18 protein-coding genes are annotated in these 18536 nt (G+C 74.1%); 14 read left to right on the forward strand and 4 right to left on the reverse strand.

The window, feature by feature from the left end:
* Window positions 1-284 precede the first annotated feature (284 nt).
* From ACFVFS_RS38060 to ACFVFS_RS38075, 4 genes are all read left to right on the forward strand, one after another.
* Window positions 285-2981: an ATP-binding protein gene (locus ACFVFS_RS38060; RefSeq protein WP_380629587.1), complete on the forward strand. Its 2697-nt coding sequence runs from the start codon at window positions 285-287 to the stop codon at window positions 2979-2981.
* A 74-nt stretch (window positions 2982-3055) separates the two neighbouring features.
* Window positions 3056-3736 (forward strand): response regulator, encoded by a 681-nt coding sequence (locus ACFVFS_RS38065; protein ID WP_355376066.1) that lies wholly within the window; start codon window positions 3056-3058, stop codon window positions 3734-3736.
* Between the two features lie 99 nt (window positions 3737-3835).
* Window positions 3836-4243 carry an OB-fold nucleic acid binding domain-containing protein gene (locus ACFVFS_RS38070; protein ID WP_350555533.1) on the forward strand — a complete coding sequence of 136 codons (408 nt, stop codon included), beginning with the start codon at window positions 3836-3838 and terminating at the stop codon, window positions 4241-4243.
* Window positions 4240-5004, forward strand: coding sequence for a DUF3159 domain-containing protein (locus ACFVFS_RS38075; protein ID WP_380629588.1), 765 nt, complete (start codon window positions 4240-4242; stop codon window positions 5002-5004). The genes ACFVFS_RS38070 and ACFVFS_RS38075 overlap by 4 nt, the downstream gene beginning before the upstream one ends.
* 155 nt (window positions 5005-5159) lie before the next feature.
* On the opposite strand, the gene ACFVFS_RS38080 is transcribed toward ACFVFS_RS38075, so the two are convergent.
* Together ACFVFS_RS38080 and ACFVFS_RS38085 are read right to left on the reverse strand one after the other, a co-directional pair.
* Window positions 5160-5831: a TrkA family potassium uptake protein gene (locus tag ACFVFS_RS38080; protein WP_350555537.1), complete on the reverse strand. Its 672-nt coding sequence runs from the start codon at window positions 5829-5831 to the stop codon at window positions 5160-5162.
* Window positions 5831-6499, reverse strand: a complete 669-nt coding sequence (locus ACFVFS_RS38085) for a potassium channel family protein (protein ID WP_380629590.1) — start codon at window positions 6497-6499, stop codon at window positions 5831-5833. Before ACFVFS_RS38085 ends, ACFVFS_RS38080 begins: the two co-directional genes overlap by 1 nt.
* A gap of 247 nt (window positions 6500-6746) precedes the next feature.
* Here ACFVFS_RS38085 and ACFVFS_RS38090 point away from each other — a divergent pair, with 247 nt between their 5' ends.
* Together ACFVFS_RS38090 and ACFVFS_RS38095 are read left to right on the forward strand one after the other, a co-directional pair.
* The gene (locus ACFVFS_RS38090) at window positions 6747-8810 is read left to right on the forward strand and encodes an APC family permease (protein ID WP_380629591.1); all 2064 of its coding nucleotides are present in this window, start codon (window positions 6747-6749) and stop codon (window positions 8808-8810) included.
* Window positions 8811-9250: 440 nt separating this feature from the next.
* Complete coding sequence (locus tag ACFVFS_RS38095; RefSeq protein WP_380629602.1) at window positions 9251-10549, forward strand: class I SAM-dependent RNA methyltransferase; 1299 nt, start codon at window positions 9251-9253, stop codon at window positions 10547-10549.
* A gap of 123 nt (window positions 10550-10672) precedes the next feature.
* Here the strand turns inward: ACFVFS_RS38095 and ACFVFS_RS38100 are convergent, their stop codons facing one another.
* Window positions 10673-10870 carry a hypothetical protein gene (locus tag ACFVFS_RS38100; RefSeq protein WP_350555543.1) on the reverse strand — a complete coding sequence of 66 codons (198 nt, stop codon included), beginning with the start codon at window positions 10868-10870 and terminating at the stop codon, window positions 10673-10675.
* Window positions 10871-11046: 176 nt separating this feature from the next.
* Here ACFVFS_RS38100 and ACFVFS_RS38105 point away from each other — a divergent pair, with 176 nt between their 5' ends.
* Entirely contained in the window at window positions 11047-11292 is a 246-nt protein-coding gene (locus ACFVFS_RS38105) for a toxin-antitoxin system HicB family antitoxin (RefSeq protein WP_344332776.1), read from the forward strand.
* The gene (locus tag ACFVFS_RS38110; RefSeq protein WP_380629592.1) at window positions 11289-11711 is read left to right on the forward strand and encodes a fic family toxin-antitoxin system, toxin component; all 423 of its coding nucleotides are present in this window, start codon (window positions 11289-11291) and stop codon (window positions 11709-11711) included. The genes ACFVFS_RS38105 and ACFVFS_RS38110 overlap by 4 nt, the downstream gene beginning before the upstream one ends.
* 28 nt (window positions 11712-11739) lie before the next feature.
* Here the strand turns inward: ACFVFS_RS38110 and ACFVFS_RS38115 are convergent, their stop codons facing one another.
* Window positions 11740-12633 carry a GNAT family N-acetyltransferase gene (locus ACFVFS_RS38115; protein WP_380629593.1) on the reverse strand — a complete coding sequence of 298 codons (894 nt, stop codon included), beginning with the start codon at window positions 12631-12633 and terminating at the stop codon, window positions 11740-11742.
* 247 nt (window positions 12634-12880) lie between these two features.
* Between ACFVFS_RS38115 and ACFVFS_RS38120 the strand changes: the two genes are divergently transcribed.
* From ACFVFS_RS38120 to ACFVFS_RS38145, 6 genes are all read left to right on the forward strand, one after another.
* Window positions 12881-13873 carry a RimK family alpha-L-glutamate ligase gene (locus tag ACFVFS_RS38120; RefSeq protein WP_380629595.1) on the forward strand — a complete coding sequence of 331 codons (993 nt, stop codon included), beginning with the start codon at window positions 12881-12883 and terminating at the stop codon, window positions 13871-13873.
* Window positions 13870-14775, forward strand: coding sequence for a RimK family alpha-L-glutamate ligase (locus ACFVFS_RS38125; RefSeq protein ID WP_380629596.1), 906 nt, complete (start codon window positions 13870-13872; stop codon window positions 14773-14775). Before ACFVFS_RS38120 ends, ACFVFS_RS38125 begins: the two co-directional genes overlap by 4 nt.
* Window positions 14776-14827: 52 nt before the next feature.
* Entirely contained in the window at window positions 14828-15658 is an 831-nt protein-coding gene (locus ACFVFS_RS38130; RefSeq protein WP_380629597.1) for a putative RNA methyltransferase, read from the forward strand.
* Between the two features lie 115 nt (window positions 15659-15773).
* A complete protein-coding gene (locus ACFVFS_RS38135; RefSeq protein ID WP_380629598.1) occupies window positions 15774-17177 on the forward strand; it encodes an AAA family ATPase in 1404 nt (467 codons plus the stop codon).
* Window positions 17174-17554, forward strand: coding sequence for a nucleotide pyrophosphohydrolase (locus ACFVFS_RS38140; protein ID WP_380629600.1), 381 nt, complete (start codon window positions 17174-17176; stop codon window positions 17552-17554). The genes ACFVFS_RS38135 and ACFVFS_RS38140 overlap by 4 nt, the downstream gene beginning before the upstream one ends.
* Before the next feature lie 97 nt (window positions 17555-17651).
* Window positions 17652-18266 carry a DUF6099 family protein gene (locus ACFVFS_RS38145; RefSeq protein ID WP_380629601.1) on the forward strand — a complete coding sequence of 205 codons (615 nt, stop codon included), beginning with the start codon at window positions 17652-17654 and terminating at the stop codon, window positions 18264-18266.
* The last annotated feature ends 270 nt before the right edge of the window (window positions 18267-18536 follow it).

Consider the following 18536-nt stretch of genomic DNA (forward strand, 5'->3'; position numbering starts at 1 on the left):
ACTGCAGGGGGGACCCTGTGGGAGAGTAGGACGCCGCCGAACAATCTTTGTGGAGAACCCCCGCCGGGGATACCGGCGGGGGTTCTTTGCGTTTCGGGCGGGCCGGCGGGCGGTGCGGGCCGTCAGCACTGGTCGGTGTCCGTCAAGCCCATCAAAATGGCGCTAAAACTCCCAGGTCAGCGCCCAGATCGCTGGCAAAAACGCGCCCGCGCCGTAGTCTCGAAGGCGAAGGGAACTGGTGTCCGGGATGGCCGCCAGGCTTGGCCGGATCAAGAATGGTGCACATGGGACGCGGCAGGCTGCGGATCTACCTCGGGGCGGCACCCGGGGTCGGTAAGACGTACGCCATGCTCGCGGAGGCGCACCGGCGGTCGGAGCGGGGGACCGACGTCGCGGTGGCGTTCGTCGAGGACCACGGGCGGCGGCACACGGCCGAGCGGGTCACCGGTCTTGAACTGGTGCCGCGGCGGGAGCTGACACACCGCGGGGCCGTGTTCACGGAGATGGACCTGGACGCGGTGCTGGCGCGCAGGCCGCAGGTGGCGCTGGTGGACGAGCTCGCGCACAGCAATGTGCCGGGGTGCCGCAACGAGAAGCGGTGGCAGGACGTCGAGGAGCTGCTCGCGGCCGGGATCGACGTCATCTCGACGGTGAACATCCAGCATCTGGAGTCGCTCGGTGACGTGGTCGAGGGCATCACGGGCGTGCGGCAGCGGGAGACGGTGCCGGACGAGGTGGTCCGCCGGGCCGACCAGATCGAGCTCGTCGACATGTCGCCCCAGGCGCTGCGGCGCCGGCTTGCGCACGGCAACGTGTACGCGCCGGAGAAGATCGACGCGGCGCTCGCCCACTACTTCCGGCCGGGGAACCTGACGGCGCTGCGTGAGCTGGCGCTGCTGTGGACGGCCGACCGGGTCGACGAGTATCTGCAGAAGTACCGGGCCGAGCAGGGCATCAAGGGGACCTGGCAGGCGCGTGAGCGGATCGTGGTCGGGCTGACGGGCGGGCCGGAGGGCGCGACGCTGATCCGCCGGGCGGCCCGGATCGCGGCCCGCGGGTCGGGCGGCGAGCTGCTGGCCGTGCACATCTCCCGGTCGGACGGGCTGGCGGGTTCGGGTTCGGGCTCCTCGCAGACGCTGATCGAGCAGCGGGCGCTGGTGGAGAGCCTGGGCGGTTCGTACCACGCGGTGCTGGGCGACGACCCGGCCGCCGGGCTGCTGGACTTCGCGCGGGGTGTGAACGCGACCCAGATCGTGCTCGGCACCAGTCGGCGGCCGGCCTGGCAGTACGTCTACGGGCCGGGCGTGAGCGGCACGGTCACCCGCGAGTCGGGCGACATCGACGTGCACATCGTCACGCACGAGCACGCCGCGAAGGGGCGCGGGCGGATTCCGATCCGCAAGGTGACCGATCTGGGCCGGACGCGGACGATCGCGGGCTGGCTGATCGGGGTGGCGGGGCCGCCGCTGCTGGCGCTGGTGCTCACCAATGTCCACGGTCTGGGCCTGACCACGGACATGATGCTGTTCCTGTCGCTGACGGTGTGTGCGGCGCTGGTGGGCGGGCTGTTCCCGGCGATCGCCTCGGCGCTGGTCGGGTCCTCGGCTCTCAACTACTACTTCGCGCCGCCGATCCACACGTTCACCATCTCCGAGCCGCAGAACATCATGGCGGTGGCGATATTCACCGCGGTCGGCATGGCGGTGGCCTCGGTCGTCGACCTGGCGGCCCGGCGCACCCACCAGGCGGCCCGCAGCCAGACCGAGGCGCAGACGCTGAGCGCGCTGGCCGGCACCCTACTGCGCGGGTCGCCGAACGGGGACGGGGTGCTGACCGCGCTGCTGGAGCAGGTGAGGGAGACCTTCCAACAGGAGTCGGTCGCCCTGCTGGAACGGCCGGACCGGGCCGGCGCGTGGCAGGCGGTGGCGACGGCGGGCCCGCGTTCGCCGGAGCGGCCGGAGACGGCCGACGTGGACGTCCCGGTCGGGGAGACGCTGGCGCTGGTGCTGCGTGGCCGGGTGCTGCCGGGGGAGGACCGCCGACTGCTCGGGGCCTTCGCCGCGCAGGCCGCCGTGGTGCTGGAGCGCCGGCGACTGGCGGGGGAGGCGGCGGCCGCCCGGCGGGAGGCCGAGGGGAACCGGATCCGGACCGCGCTGCTGGCGGCGGTCTCGCACGATCTGCGCACGCCCCTCGCGGGGATCAAGGCCTCGGTGAGCTCGCTCCGCTCGGCGGACGTGGAGTGGGACGAGGAGGACGAGGCGGAGCTGCTGGCGGGGATCGAGGCCGGTGCCGACCGGCTCGACCATCTGATCAACAACCTGCTCGACATGAGCCGGTTGCAGACCGGAACGGTCACGCCGCTGATCCAGGAGACCGACCTGGACGAGGTGGTGCCGTTCGCGCTGGGCGGGGTGCCGCCGGAGGCGGTCCGGCTGGACGTGCCGGAGACCCTGCCGATGGTCCGGGCCGACGGCGGGCTGCTGGAGCGGTCGCTGGCCAACCTGATCGAGAACGCCGTCAAGTACAGCCCGGACGGGACGAAGGTGCTGGTCAAGGCCGACGCGCTGCAGCCGGTGGACGGGCCGGGCCGGGTGGAGCTGCGGATCGTGGACCGGGGGCCGGGGGTGCCGGAGGACGCCAAGGAGCGGATCTTCGCACCGTTCCAGCGCTACGGGGACGCGCCGCGCGGTGCCGGGGTGGGGCTCGGGCTCGCGGTGGCGCGCGGCTTCGTCGAGGCGATGGACGGCACGGTGTCCGCCGAGGACACTCCGGGCGGCGGGCTGACCATGGTGGTCACCCTGCCCGTGGTGGAACGCGTCCCGGAGCCGGACACCTCCGACCGCGACACCTCCGACCGCGAGACCTCCGACCGCGACACCCGGGACCGCCACAACCCCGATCACGGCGGACCGGCCCACGGCGGACCGGCGCGCGAGGCGGCCGAGTCCGCCGGGCCGCGCTTCGCCCCGCCGCCAGGGTGATCGCCCCCGTCCCGCGACGACCGTTGAACGACCGTTTCCGATCAGACCGACAGCCCCGAAAGGCGGAGCCCGCAATGACCCGGGTCCTCGTCGTGGACGACGAACCGCAGATCGTCCGCGCGCTGGTGATCAACCTCAAGGCCCGCAAGTACGAGGTCGACGCGGCGCATGACGGCGCGAGCGCCCTGGAGCTCGCCGCCGCCCGGCATCCCGACGTCGTCGTCCTCGACCTCGGCCTGCCCGACATGGACGGGGTCGAGGTGATCAAGGGCCTGCGCGGCTGGACCCGGGTGCCGATCATCGTGCTCTCCGCCCGGCACGCCTCCGACGAGAAGGTCGAGGCGCTGGACGCCGGCGCCGACGACTACGTCACCAAGCCCTTCGGCATGGACGAGCTGCTGGCCCGGATGCGCGCCGCCGTCCGCCGGGCCGAGCCGGTCGCCGGGGAGGACGGCTCGGTGGTGGTCACCGACAGCTTCACCGTCGACCTGGCGGCGAAGAAGGTGAACCGGGACGGCGCCGACATCCGCCTTACCCCGACCGAGTGGCATCTGCTGGAGGTCCTGGTCCGCAACGCGGGCCGGCTGGTCAGCCAGACCCAGCTGCTGCAGGAGGTCTGGGGCCCGGCCTACCGGACCGAGACGAACTACCTGCGGGTCTACCTCGCCCAGCTGCGGCGCAAGCTCGAACGCGACCCCTCGCACCCGCGGCACTTCATCACCGAGCCGGGCATGGGCTACCGCTTCGAGGGATGACCGGGCGGGCCGTGCCCGGTGCCCCGGAGGCCCCCGCGGGGTGCCCGGGCGGCTTGCGCGGCCTGCCGCCGGGGCCCCCGGAACCGGTACCCTTCCGGCATGAGTGGTGACAACAGCAGCGGGCCGCCGCAGGGGCGCTTCCGCCGCATGCTCAGCCGGCTGACCTCCTCCACGGAGGAGTTGGAGGCCGAGGAGCTGCGCCAGGAGAGCGCCGCGGAGTCGGGCTGCACTCCGATCGCCAGCTGCGGGGACCGGCAACTGGTCACCGTCGCGGGCACCCTGCGCACCGTGACGCTCCGCCCGCGGGCCGGTGTTCCCGCCCTGGAGGCGGAGCTCTTCGACGGCACCGAGGCGCTGGACGTGGTCTGGCTCGGGCGCCGCTCCATCGCGGGCATCGAGCCGGGGCGCCGTCTGGTCGCCAGCGGCCGGATCAGCCACGCGCGCGGCCGCCGGGTGCTGTTCAACCCCCGCTACGAGCTGCGTCCGGTCGGACACGGGAGCGAATGAGCGTGAGCAACCAGCCCGGCGGCGAGCCCGCCGCCCAGCTCGGCCTGGTCAAGATCGCCCATGACGAGGAGGAGGCGGCCCGGCAGGCGCAGGCCTCCCGCGAGGCCGCCGACACCGTGATGAAGGCGTTCGGCGGCGTCCGGGGCATGATCGACATGACCCTGCCCGGTCTGGTCTTCATCGTCACCTACAACATCACCCACAAGGTGCCGGCGGCCGCCTGGGCGGCGCTGGGCCTGAGCGCGCTGTTCGTGGTGGCGCGGCTGCTGAAGCGGGAGACCGTCCAGCACGCCTTCAGCGGGGTGTTCGGTGTCGCCATCGGTGCCTGGATCTCGATGAAGACCGGCAAGGCGGAGAACTTCTACCTGCCGGGCCTGCTCTGGAACGTCGGCTACTGCGTGGGCCTGGCGGTCTCGGCGCTGGTGCGCTGGCCGCTGATCGGCATCATGCTCGGCCCGGTGACCGGTGAGATGTTCACCTGGCGCAAGCAGAACCCGGGTCGGCTGGCCGCCTACACCAAGGCGACCTGGGCGTGGGTGCTGATCATGGGCATCAAGCCGCTGATCCTCTTCCCGCTGTACTTCACCCACAACGTCAACCTGCTGGGCTGGCTCAAGGTCGCCCTGGGCATCCCGCCGCTGCTGCTGGCGATGTACGTGACCTGGCAGATCCTGCTGAAGGCGCCGCCGCCGATCAAGGCGCAGCTGGACGACGAGCCGGCGGAGGAGCACCCCGCCGGCGGGCCGTCCGCCGGCGTGTAGCAGGACCGGCGCACGGCCGAGGGCCCGCACTCCGAGCGAGTGCGGGCCCTCGGCGTTTCCGTGTCCGGACGACCGGCGTGTCCGGACGACCGGCGTGTCCGGGCCGGCGGGGTTTCCGAGCCGGGCGGGTCTTCGGGCCGGCGGGGTTCCCGGGGCTACTGGGCGCCGGCCGAGCTGGAGAGCAGGTTCTCCAGCTCCTCCTCCCGCTCCTGGGCGGCCACGAAGAGCAGCTCGTCGCCGCCCTCCAGGGTGTCGTCCTTGCGGGGCACCAGGACCCGGCCCTCGCGCAGGATCGTCACCAGCGCGGTGTCCGGCGGCCACGGGACGTCGCCGACCCGGGTGCCGACCAGCTCGGTGTCCTCGGCGAGGGTCAGCTCGACGAGGTTGGCGTTGCCCTGGCTGAAGCGCATCAGCCGGACCAGGTCGCCGACGCTGACCGCCTCCTCGACCAGGGCGGACATCAGGCGCGGGGTGGAGACGGCCACGTCCACGCCCCAGGACTCGTTGAAGAGCCACTCGTTCTTCGGGTTGTTCACCCGGGCGACCACCCGCGGCACGCCGTACTCGGTCTTCGCGAGCAGCGAGACGACCAGGTTGACCTTGTCGTCACCGGTCGCGGCGATCACCACGTGGCAGCGCTGCAGCGCGGCCTCGTCCAGAGAGGTGATCTCGCAGGCGTCGGCCAGCAGCCACTCCGCCATGGGCACCCGCTCCACCGAGATGGAGTTCGGGTTCTTGTCGATCAGCAGGACCTCGTGGCCGTTCTCCAGCAGCTCGCCCGCGATCGAGCGGCCGACGGCGCCGGCCCCGGCAATGGCGACTCGCATCAGTGACCTTCCTTCTGCGGGCCCTGCGCGAACGCGGCCTCGACCGCCGTCAGGTCGGCCCGGCGCAGCATGACGTGCACCAGGTCGCCCTCCTGCACCACCATCTGGGACGAGGGCAGCACGCCCTCGCCGAGCCGGGTGACGAACGCCACCCGGGCGCCGGAGGCCTCCTCCAGCTCGCTCACCCGGTGGCCCACCCAGTCCGGGGCGTAGGCGACCTCGGCGAGCTGGACGGCGCCGCTCGGGTCCTGCCAGAGCGGTTCGGCGCCGCTCGGCAGCAGGCGGCGCAGCATCTGGTCGGCCGTCCAGCGGACGGTGGCGACGGTGGGGATGCCCAGGCGCTGGTAGACCTCGGCGCGGCGGGGGTCGTAGATCCGGGCCGCGACGTTCTCCACGCCGAAGTTCTCCCGGGCCACCCGGGCGGCGATGATGTTGGAGTTGTCACCGCTGGAGACGGCGGCGAAGGCACCCGCCTCCTCGATGCCCGCCTCCTTCAGGGTGTCCTGGTCGAAGCCGACCCCGGTCACCCGGCGCCCGTTGAACCCGGCGCCCAGCCGGCGGAAGGCCGTCGGGTCCTGGTCGACCACGGCCACCGAGTGGCCCTGTTTCTCCAGTGCGCGGGCGAGCGCGGAGCCCACCCGGCCGCAGCCCATGATGACGATGTGCACCGGCGCTACCTCACCCGTCCTATTGGGGCCATGACCTGCGCAAACACCGTTCGATCTCCGTTTCCCCGCCCCGTTGTCCGGGGTGGGCGTCCTCGTGGGGCTCGGCACGACAACCACAGTGTTGCCCGCCTGCTCGTATCCGACACGCTAGCCGGTCCACCGAACACAGTCGCGACGAAGGGGGCATCATCGGGGGGCGTGCGTCGGCCCCGGCGGCGTAGTGCCCCTACGATTCCTTAACGTGCCTATGCCGACTGACCTACCGAAGCGCATCCTCATCGGGCGTGCGTTGCGCAGCGACAAGCTGGGGGAGACGCTGCTCCCCAAGCGCATCGCGCTGCCCGTCTTCGCCTCGGACGCGCTCTCCTCGGTCGCGTACGCGCCCGAGGAGATCCTGCTGACCCTCTCCCTGGCGGGCGCCTCCGCCATCCACTTCTCGTGGCAGATCGGCGTCGTCGTCGCCATCGTCATGCTCGCGGTGGTGGCCTCGTACCGGCAGAACGTGCACGCGTACCCGAGCGGCGGCGGCGACTACGAGGTCGCCACCGTGAACCACGGCCCGAACTCCGGCCTGGTGGTCGCGAGCGCGCTGATGGTCGACTACATCCTCACCGTGGCGGTCTCCACCACCTCGGGTGTGGCCAACGTGGTGTCGGCGGTGCCCGCGCTGCGCGGCCACGAGCTGACGCTGTCGGTCGTCGTGGTCATCGTGCTCATGGGCATGAACCTGCGCGGCGTCCGGGAGTCCGGTTCGGCCTTCGCCGTTCCGACCTACGCCTTCATGGTCGGCGTGCTCGGCATGGTGGTGTACGGCGTGTTCCGGCACTTCGGCCTGGGGCAGGACATGCCCTCGGAGAGCTCGGGCTTCCACCTGGAGGCGACCCCCGGCAACGAGTCGCTGGCCGGCTTCGCCATGGTGTTCCTGCTGCTCAAGGCGTTCTCCTCGGGCTGTGCGGCGCTGACCGGCGTGGAGGCGATCTCCAACGGCGTGCCGGCGTTCCGCAAGCCGAAGAGCAAGAACGCGGCGACCACCCTGCTGATGATGGCGAGCATCGCGGTCGTGATGTTCATGGGCATCATCTGGCTGGCCCGGCTGACCGGCGTCCAGATGGCCGAGGAGCCGCAGCAGCTGGTGGGCGCGCCCGGCGACTACCACCAGAAGACCGCGCTGGCGCAGATCAGCGAGGCGGTGTTCTCGAACTTCACGCCGGGCTTCTACTTCGTGGCCGCCGTCACCGGGCTGATCCTGGTGCTGGCCGCCAACACGGCGTTCAACGGCTTCCCGGTGCTGGGCTCGATCCTGGCCCAGGACCGCTACCTGCCGCGCCAGCTGCACACCCGGGGCGACCGGCTGGCCTTCTCCAACGGCATCATCCTGCTGGCGCTGGCCGCGATCCTGTTCATCATCGCCTTCGACGCGGACCCGACGCGGCTGATCCAGCTGTACATCGTCGGCGTCTTCGTGTCGTTCAACATGAGCCAGTCCGGCATGATCCGGCACTGGACCAGGAACCTGCGCACCGAGACCGACCCGGCCAAGCGCCGCCACATGCAGCGCAGCCGGGCGATCAACACCTTCGGCCTGGTGATGACCATGGCGGTGCTGATCGTGGTGCTCGCCACCAAGATCAGCCACGCCTGGATCGCCATCGCGGCGATGGTGGTGCTGTTCGTGGTGATGAAGGCGATCCGCCGGCACTACGACCGGGTCTCCGAGGAGCTGGTCGCCGCCGAGGAGCCGGACGACGTGGTGCTGCCCACCCGGGTGCACGCGATCGTGCTGGTCTCCAAGCTCCACAAGCCGGCGCTGCGGGCGCTGGCGTACGCGCGGCTCGCGCGGGCGCACACCCTGGAGGCGGTGACCGTGAACGTGGACCCGGCGGACACCGCGGCGCTGCGCGCGGAGTGGGACGAGCGCGGGATCGAGGTGCCGCTCAAGGTGCTGGACTCGCCGTACCGGGAGATCACCGGGCCGGTGCTGGACTACGTGAAGAACCTGCGCCGCAGCAGCCCGCGCGACGTGGTGTCGGTCTACATCCCCGAGTACGTGGTCGGCCACTGGTACGAGCACCTGCTGCACAACCAGAGCGCGCTGCGGCTCAAGGGCCGACTGCTGTTCAAGCCGGGTGTGATGGTGACCTCGGTGCCGTGGCAGCTGGAGTCCTCGGAGCGCCGCAAGCCGCAGAAGGCCTGGTCGGCGCCGGGTTCCGTCCGGCGTGGTGAGCCGCGGGCGCCCAAGGCCGTAAAGTCGGAAGTCTCGGCGAAGCCCGCCGGCCCGGCCGACCGCAGCACGAAGGACTCCTCCCAGTGACCCGCAATACCCCGTCTCGTTCCCATGGCTCCTCGGGCAAGGGTGCCCGCAAGGGCGGCGCCTCCGGCCGACCCGGGCAGGTCGCCCGGCCGCGCTGGGGCAAGCCGTCGCGTCCGGAGGCGACCGACCGCGACGGGTTCACCGCGCGGACGGCGCCGCTCGCGCCGGAGGAGCGCCCTTCCCGCGCCCCGGAGCCCGCGGAGCAGCCGTCGCGCCCGGAGCGCGGTGAGCGCTCGGGGCGTGTCGAGCGCGCCGACCGAGCTGATCGCGCCGAGCGCGGTGAGGCTCGCGAGGGCCGGGACAAGCCGTCGAAGGGCGGCGCGCGCCCGCGCAAGCAGGCCGTGCGCCCGCCGCGGGCGCTGCGCGACGCCGCCCGCGCGCCCCGGGCCGAGTCCGCGCCCAGGGCCCCGAAGGCGCCGAAGGCCCCCACCGGCGACCCGCTGGTCGGCGAGCGCTACGAGGTCGAGGTCGGCCCCGTCGCGCACGGCGGCGGCCACTGCGTGGCCCGGCACGAGGGCCGGGTGCTGTTCGTCCGGCACACGCTGCCGGGCGAGAAGGTGATCGCGCAGGTCACCGAGGGCACCACCACCTCGCGCTTCCTGCGGGCGGACGCGGTGGAGGTCCTGGAGCCCGCCAAGGAGCGGATCGCCCCGCCGTGCCCGTTCGCCGGGCCCGGCAAGTGCGGCGGATGCGACTGGCAGCACGTCACCCCGGGAGGCCAGCGCAAGCTCAAGGTGCAGGTGCTGACCGAGCAGCTGGCCAAGCTGGCCGGCCTGACCCCGGCCGAGGCCGGCTGGGACGGCAGCGTCGAGCCGGTCGGCGACAAGCTGCCGGCCGGGCAGGTTCCGGCCTGGCGCACCCGCGTCCAGTACGCCGTCGACCCGTCGAGCGGCAAGGTCGGGCTGCGCAAGCACCGCTCGCACGAGGTCCAGCCGGTCGACCGCTGCCTGATCGCCGCCGAGGGCGTCACCGAGCTGGGCGTGGAGGCCCGCGACTGGCAGGGCGTCGTCTCGGTCGAGGCGATCGCCGCCTCCGGCTCCTCGGACCGCCAGGTGGTGCTCACCCCGGCGCCCGGCGCCCAGCTGCCGCTGGTCGAGCTGGACCGCCCGGTCTCCATCGCCCGCATCGACGAGCAGGGCGACAGCCACAAGGTGCACGGCCGCGGCTTCGTGCGCGAGCGCGCCGCGGGGCGGACCTGGCGGGTCAGCAACGGCGGATTCTGGCAGATCCACCCGGAGGCGCCGGACACCCTGGTCGACGCCGTCCTCGACGGCCTGGACCCGCAGTGGGGCGAGAACGCGCTCGACCTGTACTGCGGGGTGGGCCTGTTCGCGGGCGCGCTGGCCGACCGGGTCGGCGAGGACGGCGCGGTGCTCGGCATCGAGTCGGGCAAGCAGGCGGTGGCCGACGCCCGGCACAACCTGGCCGCGCTGGAGAACGTCCAGATCGAGTGCGACCGGGTGGAGACGCTGCTGCCGCGCACCGGGATCACCGCGACCGACCTCATCGTGCTCGACCCGCCGCGCGCGGGGGCCGGCCGCGAGACCGTCGCCCACCTGGCCGGACTCGGCGCCCGCCGGATCGCCTACGTGGCCTGCGACCCGGCGGCCCTCGCCCGCGACCTCGGCTTCTTCCGGGAGGGCGGCTACCGGCCGCTCTCGCTGCGCGCCTTCGACCTGTTCCCGATGACGCACCACTTCGAGTGCGTGGCGATCCTGGAGCCCGTCAACGGCGAGTGACCCCGCGGACGACGGCGGAGGCGGTACCCGGGACTCCCGGGTACCGCCTCCGTTGCTGTTCGTCGTACTCGTCGTACCCGCCGTGTCCGCCGTGGTCCGGCGGCGTGGGCGGCTCGGTGCGGCTCAGGGCAGGTGGTGTTCCTCTTCCTGGGCGTCGTGCGGCAGGGCGATGCCGTGCTGGGCGGCGAGCCGGATCAGCGAGGCGATCCGGCCCTCGTAGGCCTGGACGCCGTCGGCGTCCCCTTCGGCCCGGGCGGCCGCGAGTTCCTTGCGGGCCTGGGCGAGCTGCTCGCGCAGCTCCTGGTCGAACATGGCTGTCATTGCCGGCCTCCACACCGGTCGGTGCCGCTCCACGGAATGCTCGGGGCACTTCAGAGTCTCCGAAGGTGAAGAACTCTTCAAGTCTCCCTCCCGGCGGGTGCCGGGCGCGTCGGGCCGCGCGCGAGCGGCTGCGCGCGCCCTTGTTGTGCTAGCACATCAGCGCTAGCTTGAGGTTCATGGGTAAGAAGCAGCTGAACGTCCGGGTGGACGCCACCACCGCGGAGATGGCCCGGGAGCGGGCGGAGCAGCAGGGGATCAGCATGAACCAGTACATCGAGCGCCTGGTCCAGCAGGACATGGGCGAGGCCGGGCGGGTGTTCGTCGACGCGGCCGCGCAGTTCATGAAGGAGTACGAGACGGCGTTCCTGGCCGAGTTCGGCGAGCAGCGGGGCGGGGCCGACCTCCAGGACGTGCGCCGTTGAAGCTGGAGGTCGACCTCTCGTGGCTGCTCATGACCGCCGAGCAGTACACGCCCGGTGACCCGCAGGTCACCGACTACGGATCGCTGCTCGCGGCCGTCGCCCGGCACCAGGCCGAGATCTTCGACATCGCCGTCTACCCCGAGCCGCAGGACCGCGCCGCCGCCCTCATGCACCAGCTGATCCGGGTGCCGGCGCTGGAGAAGACCAACGAGCTGTTCGCCACCGCCGTCGCCTACGCCTACCTGGTCGCCAGCGGCTGCACGGTGGCGACCACGGCCCGCGAGGTGCGCAGTCTCGCCCGGGCCGTCCGCGAGGGGCGGCTGAGCGTCTCCGGGGTGGCGGACCGGCTGGCCGCCTGGGTGGTGGACGAGGCCGAGGACGAGGAGGTCAGCGGCGAGGACGACGAAGACTCGGAGTGAGGGGCGGGGGAGGAGGGGGCGGACGGGCTCAGCGGGGCTCGGCCGGCTCGGCGATCAGCGCGGTCGCGAACGGGCGGAAGCCCGCCCGGCGGTAGATCCGGGCCACGTCCTCGTCGGCCGCCGACAGGAACACCGTCCGCACGCCGTTGGCCCGGGCGTGCGCGACCAGCGCCGCGGTGACCGCCTGCCCCAGCCCGCGCCGGCGCGCCGAGGGAAGCGTGCCCACCCCGGCCACCTCGGTGACAGGGCCGACCGGGTTGTGCTGGCCCGCGCAGAGCGGCGTGCCGTCCTCGAAGGCCGCGGCGAGCACCGTGTGCCCCGAGGCGATCCGCCCGGAGAGCCGCGCCGCGGTGCCGTCGGATTCCAACTCCTTTGCCTTGGCGGCGAGTTCCTCCACTCCGGCGCTGCCCACGCCGGTGCCCGGCTCGCCGAACGCCAGGTGCGGGACGGCCACCGCGCGCGCGATCGCAGGGTCGTCGGCGGGCAGCACCCGCACCGTCGCCCCGTCCGGCGCGCCGGACGCCCCGCCCGGCCCGCCCGGTCCGTCCTGCGGGCCCAGCACCAGGAGCGGGTGCTCGTGCACGGCCAGCCCCGCCTCCTCCACCGCCGCGCGCAGCAGCGGATCGTGCTCGGCCACCCACTCGAAGGCCTCCGGCAGCCCCAGCTCGCGCTGGCGGGCCAGCACCCGCCTGACGTCCTCGGCCGTGGCGGCCGGGCCCCGGTGGCCCGGCGCCGGCCGGGCGTAGTACGGCCAGCCGGCGCCCTCGCGGACGAACAGGCTGAGCGGGCCGAAGTCCTCGACGCGCGCGGCGGCGCGGGGAACCGCGTCGTAGTAGCGCTCGATCTCCTCAAGGAGGACGCGGTCGGGTCCGGCGGCAGGGGGCGCGGCGGCGGCAAGATCGTCAGAGGTCACGCCGTGCATCCAAGCAGGACCGGGCCCCTTCCGGCCAGGGATTTGCGCCGCCGCGGCGGGCGGCGGCCGAGGACGCCACCGCCGCCGACCTGCGGGGGAGCCGCCCGGCTCGGGCATTTCCGCGCGATTGTTGCCGAACGCTTACAGGCCGGGCGATCTTGCGTACGGACCCCATGGCATCCTGGGGCCTTTACAGCTCTGCCGGACGGGAACGGCGGACGTCCGCGCTGGGCGACGCGAGGGGGATGACTGGCTCATGAGGCTCTGCTTTCTGGTGGAGGAGCACTACCGGCACGACGGCATGCCGCTCGACGTCGTACGCCAGCTCACCGCGTGGGGGCACCGGGTGGACGTGCTGCGCCCCGGCGACTCGCTGATGGCGATCTCCGAGGCGGTCCGCGCCGGCAGCCACGACGCCTGGGTGCTCAAGACCGTCTCCGGCGGGCCCGGCCTCACCCTGCTGGAGGCCGCCGCCGCCGTCGGCCTCACCACCGTCAACGACGTCCGCTCGATCCGGGGCGTCCGCGACAAGGCGCTCGCCTCGGTCATCGCCCGCACCCGCGGGCTGCCCGTCCCCGTCACCTACGCGGCCGCCCGCTGGGAACGGCTCGCCGAGATCCCCGCCGCCGAGTACCCGCTGGTCGTCAAGCCCGCCGACGGCAGCTCCGGGCGGGCCGTGCGGCTGGTCCGCGACCCCGGGCACCTCGCCGAACTCGGCCCCCTGCTCGCCGGCGAGGGCCTGCTCATCGCCCAGCCGTACGTGCCCAACTCCGGGACCGACCTCAAGGTGTACTGCGTCGACGGCGAGCTGTACGCCACCGAGCGGTGCTCGCCGCTCAACCCCGACCAGGGGGTGCGGGAGCGGCAGGTGCCGCTGCCGGCCGAGGTCGCGCGGATCGCCGCGCAGGTCGGCGAGGTGTTCGGGCTCGACCTGTACGGCGTCGACGTGCTGCTCGGACCGGACGGGCCGGTGGTCGTCGACATCAACGACTTCCCGAGCTTCCGGCAGGTGCCGGACGCGGTCGCCCGGGTCGCCCGGGCGGTCCTGCGGCTGGCCCGCACCGGCACCGCCGTCACGGCCCCGGCGGTCGCGCTGGACGCCTCGGGGCTGGACGCCCCCGGGCTCGGGGCCGTCGGAATCGGCTCGGCGGCCGTCCGGATGCCCGCCCAGGGCGGCGCGGCCGCCGTCGGGATCGGCGGGGTCGGAGTGGCCGGCGTCGGCGGCGTGGGCGTCGGCGGCGCGCTGTGAGGATCGGGCTGATCACCTCCGCCCCCGACCACCCGCTGCTCGCCGCGGCCGGCGCGCTGCTGACCGCGCGCGGCCACCGCGTCGAGGCGCTCGACCCGGCCGCCGCCGCGCCGCCGGGCCCGCCCGCCGACGTCTACCTGCTCAAGGCCCGCACCCCGGCGGCCCTCGCGCTCGCCCGGTCGCTGGAGGAACGCGGCGTCCCCGTCGTCAACCCGGCCGCCGCCACCGAACTCTGCCAGGACCGCACCGCCATGGCCGAGCTCGCCCGGCGGGCCGGCCTGCCCTTCGCACCCACCCGCACCGCCGACGGCCCCGCCGCGCTGCTCGCGGCCGCCGAGGCGGGCGACCTCGCCCTCCCGCTGGTCGTCAAGAGCCGACAGAGCCGCCGCCACGACCTCGTCGCCCGGGCCGACGACCTCGCCCGGCTGCGCGCCCTCGCCGAGCAGTGGCCCGGCGAACCCGTCGTCGCCCAGCCCTACCTGCCGAGCACCGGCTGGGACCAGAAGCTCTGGGTCGTCGACGGGCGGCTGTTCTGCACCCGCCGGCGCTCCGAACTCGCCGACCCCGGCCACGACGGTCCGCCGCACGGCGCCGGCGGGCCGGGGACGGCGAGCGGCTTCGGACCGGACGACCTGCCCGCCGAGCGGGCCCGGATCGCCCTGCGCGTCGGCGAGGTGTTCGGCCTCGACGTCTACGGCGTCGACCTGCTGGACGGGCCGGACGAACCGGTCGTCGTCGACGTCAACGCCTTCCCCGGCGTCCGGGGGCAGGCCGGCGCGCCCGAGGCACTGGCCGCGCTCGCCCTGCGGGTCGCGGCCGCCGGCCCCCGCACGCCACCGACCCCGCCCGGCCAGCGGGCGGCCGCCCCGGCACATGCGGGACCGGGCGCCGCCGCTCGTTAGGCTGGCACCCCCGGCCCGAGCCCACGACCGGGCCGCGAGAGAAGACGGACCCTTGCTGCAGGACATCGAGCCCTACCTGGCCTGCCCGCACTGCGCGCAGCCGCTCACCCGAGACGGGCGCACCCTGCGCTGCCCCGCCGGACACAGCCACGACGTCGCCAAACAGGGTTACGTCAGCCTGCTCGCCGGCGACGCCCACACCGGCACCGGCGACACCGCCGACATGGTCGCCGCCCGCGGCGACTTCCTCGCCGCCGGCCACTACCGGCCGATCGCCGACGCCCTCGCCGAGGCCGCGGCCGCCGCCCAGCCCGAAGGACTCGTCGCCGACCTCGGCGCCGGCACCGGCCACTACCTCGCCCACGTCCTCGACGTGCTGCCCGGTCGGCCCGGCGCCGCCCTCGACATCTCCAAGTACGCGCTGCGCCGCGCCGCCAGGGCCCACCCCCGGATCGGCGCCGTGGTCTGCGACGCGTGGCGCCCGCTGCCACTGCTGGACGCCTCCGCCGGGCTCGTCCTCAACGTGTTCGCCCCGCGCAACGGCCCCGAGCTGCGCCGCGTGCTGAGGCCCGGCGGCACCCTGCTGCTCGTCGCGCCCACCTCGCGCCACCTGCGCGAACTCGTCACCGCCCTGGGACTGCTGTCGGTGGACGAGGAGAAGCAGCGGCGCATCGACGAGAAGCTCGGCCCGCACCTGACGCCGGCCGGGCAGCGGGAGGTCGAGTTCACGCTGCGGCTGTCCGCCGAGGACGTGCGGACCGTCGTCGGCATGGGGCCCAGCGCCTGGCACACCGACCCGGACCGGCTGACGGAGCGGCTCGCCGCGCTGCCGGACCCGGTCGAGGTGACCGCCTCCGTCACCGTCGCCGCCTACCGGCGCTGAACCGCGGGCCGGCGGCGGCGCGCGGAGCCGGGCCCGCGCCGCCCGCCACCCCGATGGGATGAATCTGCCGGGCAGGCACGTTTCTGCCTCCCGAGCGGAGGCTAACGTCCGACGGGTGAACCGCGACGCCACCCGGCCCGCCGTGCCGGCCCACCCGCAGCAGCGCAGTCCGGACCCCGGCGCGCCGACCGTCCGGCGCCCGATCGTCGAGGAGATCCGGCTCACCTCCTTCAAGTCCTACCGGCGCGCGAGCCTGCCGCTCGCGCCCCTCACCGTGCTGCACGGCCCCGCCGGCGTCGGCAAGTCCAACGCGCTCGACGCCCTCGCCGTCCTCTCCCGGCTCGCCCTCGGCGAGGAGATCGGCGCCTCCCTCGACGGACGGCCCGGCACCACCGGCCCGCTCGCCGGCCCCGTCCGCGGCGGCCTCGACGGCTGCGTGCCGCACGGCCGCAACGCCTTCATCCTCGGCTGCACCGTCCGCTCCCCGGACGGGCAGATCGGCCTCGAAGTCGTCGTCCGCACCGACGGGCCGGTCCGCATCGCCCGGGAACAGCTCACCCTCGACGGCCGGACCCTCGTCGAGACCGGCGAGCAGGACCTGCGCAACCGCCGCGTCAACGTCAGCTGGCACAACGACACCCGGCAGGGCGACATCCGCGCCCCGTTCCCCAGCGGCACGCTGATCACTGCCCAGATCCCGCTGCGGGTCGCCGGCTCCTCGCCCGGCGAGCGCAAGGTCCTCGCCGCCGCCGAACAGCTGCTCACCGCGCTGCGCGAGGTGTTCCCCGTCCATCCCGTGCCCGCCCTCATGCGCGGCTGGGCCCGGCCCCACCCGCAGGCCCGGCTGCTCAGCACCGCCGCCAACATCTCCGCCGTCATCGCCCGGCTCAGCAACGAGTGCCCCCGCCGCTACGGGCAACTGCTGCGCGTCGTCCAGTCCGCCGCCCCGCACCCGCTGCTCGGACTCGACCTCGCCCACCGCGGCAGCGGCGCCGACCGGCGGGTGCTCGCGGTGTTCGACGAGGGACTCCTCGGGCGCACCGGCGCCGACCAGGCCTCCGACGGCATGCTGCGCCACCTGGCGTTCGCCGCCGTGCTGCTCACCGGGGCCGGGGTGCTGGACCTCGACGTGGCGGTCGAGGTGCCGTGGGCGCAGCGGCAGCTGACCGTGCTCGCCGACGACCTCGGGGCGGGGCTCGGCACGGACCAGAGCGCGTCGCTGCTGCGGCTGGCCCGGGACATGGCGGGGCGCAATCAGCTGCGGGTGCTCGCCACCCTCCAGGAGCCGGCCGCGGCGCGGGACGCGCTGGGCGGGGCGGGGGGCGGACCGGCGCCGGGGGTGGCGGTGGTGGAGTGCCGGCGCGACCCCGGCTCGGGGCTGACGGTGCTGCGGGCCGAGACGGCGCGGGTGCCGGTCCAGGTGGTGCGGGACGGTTCGCCGGCCTCTGCCCCGGCCCCGGCTTCTGCCCCGGCGCCGATCCGTCCGGTGGCGGGGGATGCGGTAAACCTGGACGGGTGAACGAAGAAGAGACGGATGTCCCCGGGCCGACGCTGGAAGGGCTGCGGCAGCGGCTGACGGAGTTCGCCGCGGCGCGCCGCTGGGAGCCCTTCCACACGCCCAAGAACCTCGCCGCCGCGCTGACCGTGGAGGCCGGGGAGCTGCTGGAGATCTTCCAGTGGCTCACGCCCGAGCAGGCGGCTGAGGTGATGGCGGAACCGGAACGCGCCCACCGGGTGCGGGACGAGGTGGCCGATGTGCTCGCCTACCTGCTCCAGTTCTGCACGGTGGTCGGGGTCGACCCGTTGACGGCCCTGGCCGCCAAGATCGAGCGGAACGAGCTGCGCTTCCCGGTTCCCGGCGCCCTCGGCGATGTCAACCCGGAGGAGGCCTCCTAAGCCCTGTGGGGGACGGAAGTTGTCCACAGCCCCCGGGTTGTCCACAGCTTTCCGGCGCCCGCGTGCAGCCGCTCCCGTCCCGGCGCACCCTCTCACCGTGACCGCACGGCAGGGCGCCGCGCGGGTGACGGAAGGAGTGCGGGGCATGGAGGCGCTGCGACTGATCAAGACCGCCCGGCACGCCCTGGCGGAGACCAGGAACATCCCGGACGTGCTGGCCGAGGCCCGGCAGGCGGCCCTGCTCGCCGAGGCGGTGGGCACCCGGCTCGCGCGGGACGAGGACGGCGAACTCGCCGGCCTCGGGAGCCTGTTGGGCGAGGCGGCGCTGCACGCGGTGGGCTGCCTGGACCACGCGGCCGGGGACGTGGCGGGGGCGTCGGCCTTCGGGCCCGCGAGCCGGGCGCGAAGGCTCGGCGAGCTCGGTGAACTCGGGCCGATGCTGGACGAACTCGGCGGACTCCTGCGGGACATCGGGGAGACGCTGGTCGTGCTGGCCTGCGGGGCGGAGAACGAGAGCCTGTACTGGGCGTGCATCGACGGCGTCGACGCCGGGGCGGAGTGCACCCAGGTGGTGGGCCAACTGCGCGACGCGGTCAGGAGGATCGAGGGCGAGCGACCCGAGGAGGCGGAGCACGCGGAGCGTTTACTGCTGCTCGAACTCGAGCCGCCCGGCGAGCGGGTGGAGGAGGTGGTCCGGGCGCCGGTGGGCTGAGGTGAGGTGAGGTCCCCCGGTGCCCTGGAGGCGGTAGGCGTCGGCCGCCCCCAGGAAACCGACGAGGGGTCACCGCCGAGCGGTCGGCCGGACGCGGCCACTGACCGGCTCGCCGGGGCGATGTCGACCGCCCCGGCCCTGGCCCCGGCCCCGGCCCCGGAGCGGAGCCCGGGGACCAGGGCAGCGGGGGGGGGCCCCCCCCCCGGCCGCCCCCCCCGGCGGGCGCGGGGCCGGCGGGCCCCCCGCCCCCCCCGGGGTGAATTAGAAAAA

Origin of the sequence: Kitasatospora sp. NPDC057692 (assembly GCF_042799475.1) — a bacterium.
GTDB lineage: Bacteria > Actinomycetota > Actinomycetes > Streptomycetales > Streptomycetaceae > Kitasatospora.